The organism is Aeromonas sp. R6-2, from assembly GCF_040908155.1.
In the GTDB taxonomy this organism is placed as follows: domain Bacteria; phylum Pseudomonadota; class Gammaproteobacteria; order Enterobacterales; family Aeromonadaceae; genus Aeromonas; species Aeromonas schubertii.
Map to the genome: position 1 here is coordinate 24623 of NZ_JBFODE010000001.1, position 7085 is coordinate 31707.

Below are 7085 nucleotides of genomic sequence, written 5' to 3' on the forward strand. Positions count from 1 at the left end.
GAGAGCCCATGGAACTGCTGTTTTACGTGGCGGCCCTGGTCGCCGTCTACGCCACCCTGAGGGTCATCAGCGCCAGCAACCCCATGCATGCGCTGCTGAATCTGATCGTCTCCCTCATCGCGGTGGCGGTCATCTTCTTCGTGCTGGGGGCGGCCTTCGCCGGTGCCATGCAGGTGATTGTCTACGCCGGAGCCATCATGGTGCTGTTTGTCTTCGTGGTGATGATGCTCAATCTGGGCTCGGCCTCGGAGCAAGAGAAGAAGTGGCTCTCCCCCGCCACCTGGGTGGGACCTGCCCTGCTCTCGCTGCTGCTGCTCGCCTTCCTGGTCGACGGCATACTGGGGCTGACCGGGGGTCAGCTCGGCACCATGGAGGTAACCGCCAAGCAGGTGGGGATCAGCCTGTTCGGCCCCTACGTCATCGCGGTCGAGCTCGCCTCCATCCTGCTGCTGGCCGGTCTGGTCACCGCCTGGCATCTGGGTCGTGAGGAGAAACCGGGCGAGGTGCTCTCGGTACCCAAGCAGAAAGAACATCAGGGAGGTGAGGCATGATCGATATTCCCATGGAACATGGCCTGCTGCTGGCGGCCATTCTCTTCTGCATCGGCCTGTGTGGCCTGCTGATCCGGCGCAATCTGCTGTTCATCCTGATGAGCATAGAGATCATGATGAACGCCTCGGCGCTCGCCTTCGTGGTGGCCGGTAGCCATTGGGTGCAACCGGACGGCCAGATCATGTACATCCTGGTGATTTCCCTGGCAGCCGCCGAGGCCAGTATCGGTCTGGCTCTGGTGCTGCTGCTCTATCGTCGTTACCACACCCTGAACGTGGACACTGTGAGCGAGATGCGCGGATGAGCCTGCTAACTCTGACCTTCATATTTCCGCTACTGGGCTGGCTGCTGCTGGCCTTCTCCCAGGGACGCCTGAGCGAATCGCGCTCGGCCCTCATCGGCGTCGGCAGCATAGGTCTGTCGGCCCTCATCACCCTCTGGGTCGGCATCGACTTCCTCGGCAACCCGCCCGAAGCCGGTGTCTTCACCCAGACCCTGTGGCACTGGATATCGGTGGGCAGCTTTACTCCTGCCTTCACCCTCTCCCTCGACGGACTGTCGCTCACCATGATGGGGGTGGTGACCGGGGTGGGCTTCTTCATCCACCTGTTTGCCTCCTGGTACATGCGCGGTGAGGAGGGCTATTCCCGCTTCTTCGCCTACACCAACCTCTTCATCGCCAGCATGATCTTCCTGGTGCTGGCCGACAACTTGTTGTTTGTCTATCTGGGTTGGGAAGGGGTGGGGCTGTGCAGCTACCTGCTGATCGGCTTCTACTACCAAGACAGAAACAACGGCGCCGCGGCCCTCAAGGCCTTCGTGGTGACCCGGGTGGGTGACGTCTTCCTCGCCATCGGCCTCTTCATCCTCTATCGCGAGCTCGGCACCCTCAACATCCATGAGCTGCTGGTTCGGGCACCGACCCTGCTGGAGCAAGGTTCACCCACGCTGGCGCTGGCCTGTTTGATGCTGCTCGGTGGCGCCGTGGGTAAATCCGCCCAGTTGCCGCTGCAAACCTGGCTGGCTGACGCCATGGCCGGCCCGACTCCGGTATCGGCACTGATCCATGCGGCCACCATGGTGACGGCAGGGGTCTACCTCATCGCCCGCACCCACGGTCTGTTTGTGATGGTGCCGGATGTCCTGCACCTGGTTGCCGTGGTGGGGGCGATTACCCTGTTGCTGGCCGGCTGCGCCGCCCTGGTGCAGACCGATATCAAGCGCATCCTGGCCTACTCGACCATGAGCCAGATTGGCTATATGTTCCTGGCGCTCGGTGTCGGCGCCTGGCAGGGTGCCATCTTCCATCTGATGACCCACGCCTTCTTCAAGGCGCTGCTGTTCCTCTCGTCGGGCTCGGTGATCCTCGCCTGCCACCACGAGCAGAACATCTTCAGGATGGGCGGACTGAGAAAGCGCCTGCCGCTGGTCTATGCCTGCTTCCTGGTCGGGGGCTCGGCGCTGGCGGCCCTGCCGCTGGTCACCTCAGGCTTCTACAGCAAAGACGCCATCTTGTGGCAGGTACAGGCCTCCGGCCAGCAAACCCTGCTGCTGGCGGGTCTGGTGGGGGCCTTCCTCACCTCCCTCTACACCTTCCGCCTCATCTTCATCGCCTTCCACGGCAAGGAGCAGACCCAGGCCCATCCCGGTCAGGGTCTCGCCCACCATCTGCCGCTGCTGGTGCTGCTGGTGCTCTCCACCGGCGTCGGTGCCCTGATAGCGCCGCCTCTGGCCGGCGTGCTGCCGGCCGGGCCGGGGGATCATATCGAAGCGGGACGCCATGGGCTGGAGATCCTCTCCGGGGTCGTGGCCATCGCGGGCATCGCCCTGTCAGCCTTCCTGTTTCTCGGCGAGCGACGCCTCACCAGGGCGCTGGGCGAGAGCACGCCGGGACGCCCGCTGGCCACCCTCTGGCTGCACGCCTGGGGCTTTGACTGGCTCTATGATCGTCTCTTTGTACGGCCCTTCCTGGCCCTGACCCGACTCTGCGGCCCGGACCCGGCGGATCGGGTGATGGGCTGGAATGCGGCCCTGGCCCTGTGGGCACACCGCACGCTCTCCCTGACCGTGACCGGCAAACTGCGCTGGTATGCGGCCTCAATGGGACTGGGAGCCGTGCTGGTACTGGCCGTGCTCTTGTTGGTGTGACGGCCAGGCCGTCACTGCATTAAGCGAGGATATCGTGACTCTACTCCTGATCCTGCTCATCCCCTTCCTCGGCGGCCTGCTCTGCTGGCAAGGGGAACGCTTCGGCTCCCGCTGGGTGCGCTGGGTGGCGCTGCTCTCCATGTCGGCAGTCCTGCTCATCTCCGGCTCTCTCTGGCTCGGTGGCACCTATGCCCTGCCCCAGAACGGGCTCATCCAGTGGAGCGCCGAGCTGCGCCTGCCCTGGATCCCCCGCTTTGGCATCGATCTGCACCTGGCCGTGGATGGCCTCTCCATCCTGATGGTGGTGCTGACCGCCCTCATCGGTGTACTCGCCATCCTCTGCTCCTGGAAGGAGATAGTGCAGCGGGTGGGCTTCTTCCACCTCAACCTGCTCTGGATCCTGGGGGGGGTGCTCGGGGTCTTCATGGCGGTGGATCTGTTCCTCTTCTTCTTCTTCTGGGAGATGATGCTGGTCCCCATGTACTTCCTGATCGCCCTCTGGGGTCACTCGGTCAGCGATGGCAAGTCGCGCATCAATGCCGCCACCAAGTTCTTCATCTACACCCAGGCGAGCGGCCTCATCATGCTGGTCGCCATCCTGGGGTTGGTACTGACTCACTATCACGGCACCGGTGTACTCACCTTCAACTATCAGGAGCTGCTCCACACCGAGATGAGCGAGAGTACCCAGTGGGTGCTGATGCTCGGCTTCTTCATCGCCTTCTCGGTCAAGATGCCCCTGGTCCCCCTGCACGGCTGGCTGCCGGACGCTCACAGTCAGGCACCGACCGCCGGTTCGGTGGATCTCGCCGGGATCCTGCTGAAAACCGCCGCCTATGGCCTGCTGCGCTTCGCCCTGCCGCTGTTCCCCGAGGCCTCGGCCCAGTTTGCCCCCATCGCCATGGCGTTGGGTCTGGTGGGCATCTTCTACGGGGCCCTGGCCGCCTTTGCCCAAACCGACATCAAGCGCCTGGTGGCCTACACCAGCATCTCCCACATGGGCTTTGTGATGATCGCCATCTACTCGGGAACCGAGTTGGCCCTGCAAGGGGCCGTGGTGCAGATGATCGCCCACGGCCTCTCCGCCGCCGGCCTCTTTATCCTGTGTGGCCAACTCTACGAACGGCTGCACACCCGCGATCTGCGCGAAATGGGAGGGCTCTGGAGCCGGCTGCGCTACCTGCCGGGGATCATGATGTTCTTCTCGGTCGCCTCCCTCGGCCTGCCGGGCACCGGCAACTTCGTGGGCGAGTTCCTGATCCTGCTCGGCAGCTTCCCCATCGCCCCCGTGATCACGACGGTCGCCACCTTTGGTCTGGTGTTTGCGTCCGTCTACTCCCTCATCATGCTGCACCGAGCCAGTTTTGGCCCCGCCAAGAGTAGCGATCCCCTGCCGGCACTGGATGGCCGCGAGGTGACCATGATGCTGGGTCTGGCGGCCCTGCTGGTGCTACTCGGCCTCTACCCGCAACCCGTGCTGGATACCGCCAGCGCCAGTGTCACCCAGGTGATGCACTGGTTTGTGACTCCCGGAGCCTTGCAATGACCTTTACCGCTTCTCAACTGCTGGCCCTGCTGCCCCTGCTATTGACCAGTGCCACCCTGGTGGCCTTGATGCTGGCCATCGCCTGGCGGCGCAATCAGGAGTTTGCCTATCTGGTGACCATTACCGGGCTCAACGGGGCACTGGTTTCGATTCCCTTCCTCCTCTCTCTGGCGCCCCAATCGGTCACCCCCCTGCTTATCGTCGATGGCTACGCCCTCTTCTACTCGGCGCTGGTGCTGGTGGGGGCCCTGGCCACTTGTACCTTCGCCCGAAGCTGGCTCAAGACCCTGCCGGATAACCGGGAAGAGTTTTATCTGCTGCTGCTCATCGCCACCGCCGGCGGACTGGTGCTGACCGGGGCTCGCCACCTGGCCTCGCTGTTTATCGGTATCGAGATGCTGACTCTGCCCATGTTCGGCCTGGTCGCCTATGCCCGCGGCGAGCGCCACAGCCTGGAGGCCGGCATCAAATACATGGTGCTCTCGGCCGCCGCCACCGGCTTCCTGCTCTTTGGCATGGCCCTGCTCTACGCCCAGGGAGGCAGCCTCAGCTTTACCGCGCTCGGTCACTCCATGAGCACCCAACCCGCTCATCACCCCCTGCTGCTGGCGGGTATCGGTCTGATGTTGGTGGGGTTCGGCTTCAAGCTGTCGCTGGCCCCTTTCCATCTCTGGACCCCCGATGTCTACGAGGGGGCACCCGCGCCCGTGGCCACCTTCCTCGCCACCGTCAGCAAGCTGGCCGTCTTCTGTGTGCTGCTGCGCTTCTACCTGGCCGTCCCGGCGGCGGCAGACCCTGCGGTGCACGGGCTGCTGGCGGCCATCGCCATCCTCTCCATCCTGCTCGGCAACCTGCTGGCCCTGATGCAGAGCAATATCAAGCGGATGCTGGGTTACTCCTCCATCGCCCACTTCGGCTATCTGCTCACCGCCATCGTAGCGAGCCGGCTCGGCCAGCTCCCCATGGAGGCGGCCGGGGTCTATCTGCTCATGTACCTCTTCACCAGCCTCGGCTCCTTCGGGGTGGTCAGCACCATGTCGAGCCCCTTCCACGGTAAGGATGCCGATGGCCTGCACCACTACCGAGGCCTCTTCTGGCACCGCCCCTATCTGACGGCCGTGCTCACCGTCATGCTGCTCTCCCTCGCGGGCATCCCCATGACACTGGGCTTTATCGGCAAGTTTTACCTGGTAGGGGTCACCGTGGAGGCCCAACTCTGGTGGCTGGCCGGCGCCATCGTACTCGGCAGCGCCCTCGGCCTCTTCTACTATCTGCGGGTCATGGTGACGCTCTACATGCGTGAGCCCGGTATGCAGCGCCGAGATGCCGAGACCGGGTGGCACCTCTCCTCCGGCGGGGTGGTGGTGCTGCTCTCGGCCCTTGCCGTCCTGCTGCTTGGCATCATGCCGCAGCCTCTCATCAGCCTGGTCCGCGGTATGATGAGCCTGCACTTCTGATCCAACCCCGGCCTGGCCGGGGTTGCCTTTCAGTACGAGGAGATCCAAGGTCACAGAATTGAGGGCCAGAGGGGTGCCCAGAGGGGGAAAGGCATCTCAATCTTTTCCCCTGTGATACTATGAGGCCTCACTTGGGGGGTCATTGGTCGAGTCATGGATCTGGAACAACTGTTAAGCCGCGCCCGACGTCTGTGTGAACAGCGGGGACTGCGTTTTACCGCTACCCGCCAGCAGGTACTCTGCCTGCTCGCCAGACACGGTAACGCCATCAGCGCCTATGATCTGCTCGATCAATTGCGTCTCACCGAACCCAATGCCAAGCCACCCACCATCTATCGAGCACTCGACTTCTTGCTCGAACAGGGCTTTGCCCATAAGGTGGAGTCACTCAACGCCTATATCTACTGCTGTCACTTCGACCATGCCCATCCCATGCAGCTGCTTATTTGCGATCGCTGTGGCAATGTGGTCGAGCTGCACGACAGCACGATCGACAGCGCGTTTCTCGAGCAGGCCAGGCAGCACGGCTTTACTATTACTAACAAGACCATTGAGGCTCATGGTCAGTGCGCCCGGTGCGCCTGATCTGCGGGGAAACACCATGAAAGCAGATTTCATCAATCCATTTCTCTTGTCACTGCTCAACGTCATGACCACCATGGCACAGCTCGAGCTCAAGCCGGGGAAACCCAAGCGTAAAACGGACGAGCTGGCCCGGGGCGATGTCTCTGGGCTGATCGGCATGGTCGGTCCCCAGACCCGCGGCTCTCTCTCCATCAGCTTCGAGAAGGGGTTGGCGCTGGAGATCATGCGCCGTATGCTGGGAGAAGCCCCCAACGGTATCAATGAAGAGGTGACCGACATGGTGGGCGAGATCACCAACATGGTGACCGGCGGCGCCAAACGCATGCTGGGCGAGAAAGGTTACGAGTTTGACATGGCCACCCCCATCGTGGTGGCAGGCCCGAGCCATACCATCACCCACAAGGCCGACGGGATGAAGTTGATGATGCCCTTCGAGTCAGAGTTTGGACGCGCAACCATAGAGATCTGCTTCGAATAAGGAGGCCACAGGATGTGGCGTGCATTGAAATGGATTTTGATTCTCTGGGCCCTGTTGCTCATCATCTGCGACTTTCACATTCAGACCTCCCTCTACAAGTATGAGGATAACCGGGTCGAAGTACGGCTCCCCCGCTGGCAGCCCCTCTTCCCCTGGGCCAGGATGATCTGGCACGCCGGAACCTGGCAGTGGGAGTGGTACGGGCTGGATGGCCCCGACCACCCCATGAAGGACCCACCCCACCATTGATGAAAGGCCTGCCAGCGCAGGCCTTTTTCATTTCCTCATTCAGACCAGGGTAACCAAAAACAGAAGGGGC

8 protein-coding genes are annotated in these 7085 nt (G+C 62.7%); all 8 read left to right on the plus strand.

Annotated features, from left to right (window positions below; genetic code table 11):
• The first annotated feature begins 8 nt into the window (after nucleotides 1-8).
• Nucleotides 9-551: an NADH-quinone oxidoreductase subunit J gene (nuoJ, locus tag AB5Y48_RS00120; RefSeq protein ID WP_368163374.1), complete on the plus strand. Its 543-nt coding sequence runs from the start codon at nucleotides 9-11 to the stop codon at nucleotides 549-551.
• Nucleotides 548-856 (plus strand): NADH-quinone oxidoreductase subunit NuoK, encoded by a 309-nt coding sequence (gene nuoK / locus AB5Y48_RS00125; protein WP_050667376.1) that lies wholly within the window; start codon nucleotides 548-550, stop codon nucleotides 854-856. Before nuoJ ends, nuoK begins: the two co-directional genes overlap by 4 nt.
• Nucleotides 853-2700, plus strand: coding sequence for an NADH-quinone oxidoreductase subunit L (nuoL, locus tag AB5Y48_RS00130; RefSeq protein ID WP_136612852.1), 1848 nt, complete (start codon nucleotides 853-855; stop codon nucleotides 2698-2700). The genes nuoK and nuoL overlap by 4 nt, the downstream gene beginning before the upstream one ends.
• Nucleotides 2701-2734: 34 nt before the next feature.
• Entirely contained in the window at nucleotides 2735-4246 is a 1512-nt protein-coding gene (gene nuoM / locus AB5Y48_RS00135; RefSeq protein WP_060584096.1) for an NADH-quinone oxidoreductase subunit M, read from the plus strand.
• Nucleotides 4243-5703 carry an NADH-quinone oxidoreductase subunit NuoN gene (gene nuoN / locus AB5Y48_RS00140; RefSeq protein ID WP_224162368.1) on the plus strand — a complete coding sequence of 487 codons (1461 nt, stop codon included), beginning with the start codon at nucleotides 4243-4245 and terminating at the stop codon, nucleotides 5701-5703. Before nuoM ends, nuoN begins: the two co-directional genes overlap by 4 nt.
• A gap of 153 nt (nucleotides 5704-5856) precedes the next feature.
• Complete coding sequence (gene zur / locus AB5Y48_RS00145) at nucleotides 5857-6288, plus strand: zinc uptake transcriptional repressor Zur (protein WP_050667372.1); 432 nt, start codon at nucleotides 5857-5859, stop codon at nucleotides 6286-6288.
• A gap of 16 nt (nucleotides 6289-6304) precedes the next feature.
• Nucleotides 6305-6766 carry a chemotaxis protein CheX gene (locus tag AB5Y48_RS00150; protein ID WP_050667399.1) on the plus strand — a complete coding sequence of 154 codons (462 nt, stop codon included), beginning with the start codon at nucleotides 6305-6307 and terminating at the stop codon, nucleotides 6764-6766.
• Between the two features lie 12 nt (nucleotides 6767-6778).
• On the plus strand, nucleotides 6779-7015 hold the full coding sequence (locus AB5Y48_RS00155; RefSeq protein WP_050667371.1) for a hypothetical protein: 237 nt from the start codon (nucleotides 6779-6781) through the stop codon (nucleotides 7013-7015).
• The last annotated feature ends 70 nt before the right edge of the window (nucleotides 7016-7085 follow it).

Bases quoted from the DNA above. Each gene is read 5' to 3' on its own strand.
- nuoJ (WP_368163374.1), top strand. From the start codon at position 9: ATGGAACTGCTGTTTTACGTGGCGGCCCTGGTCGCCGTCTACGCCACC.
- nuoK (WP_050667376.1), top strand. From the start codon at position 548: ATGATCGATATTCCCATGGAACATGGCCTGCTGCTGGCGGCCATTCTC.
- nuoL (WP_136612852.1), top strand. From the start codon at position 853: ATGAGCCTGCTAACTCTGACCTTCATATTTCCGCTACTGGGCTGGCTG.
- nuoN (WP_224162368.1), top strand. From the start codon at position 4,243: ATGACCTTTACCGCTTCTCAACTGCTGGCCCTGCTGCCCCTGCTATTG.
- zur (WP_050667372.1), top strand. From the start codon at position 5,857: ATGGATCTGGAACAACTGTTAAGCCGCGCCCGACGTCTGTGTGAACAG.
- AB5Y48_RS00150 (WP_050667399.1), top strand. From the start codon at position 6,305: ATGAAAGCAGATTTCATCAATCCATTTCTCTTGTCACTGCTCAACGTC.
- AB5Y48_RS00155 (WP_050667371.1), top strand. From the start codon at position 6,779: ATGTGGCGTGCATTGAAATGGATTTTGATTCTCTGGGCCCTGTTGCTC.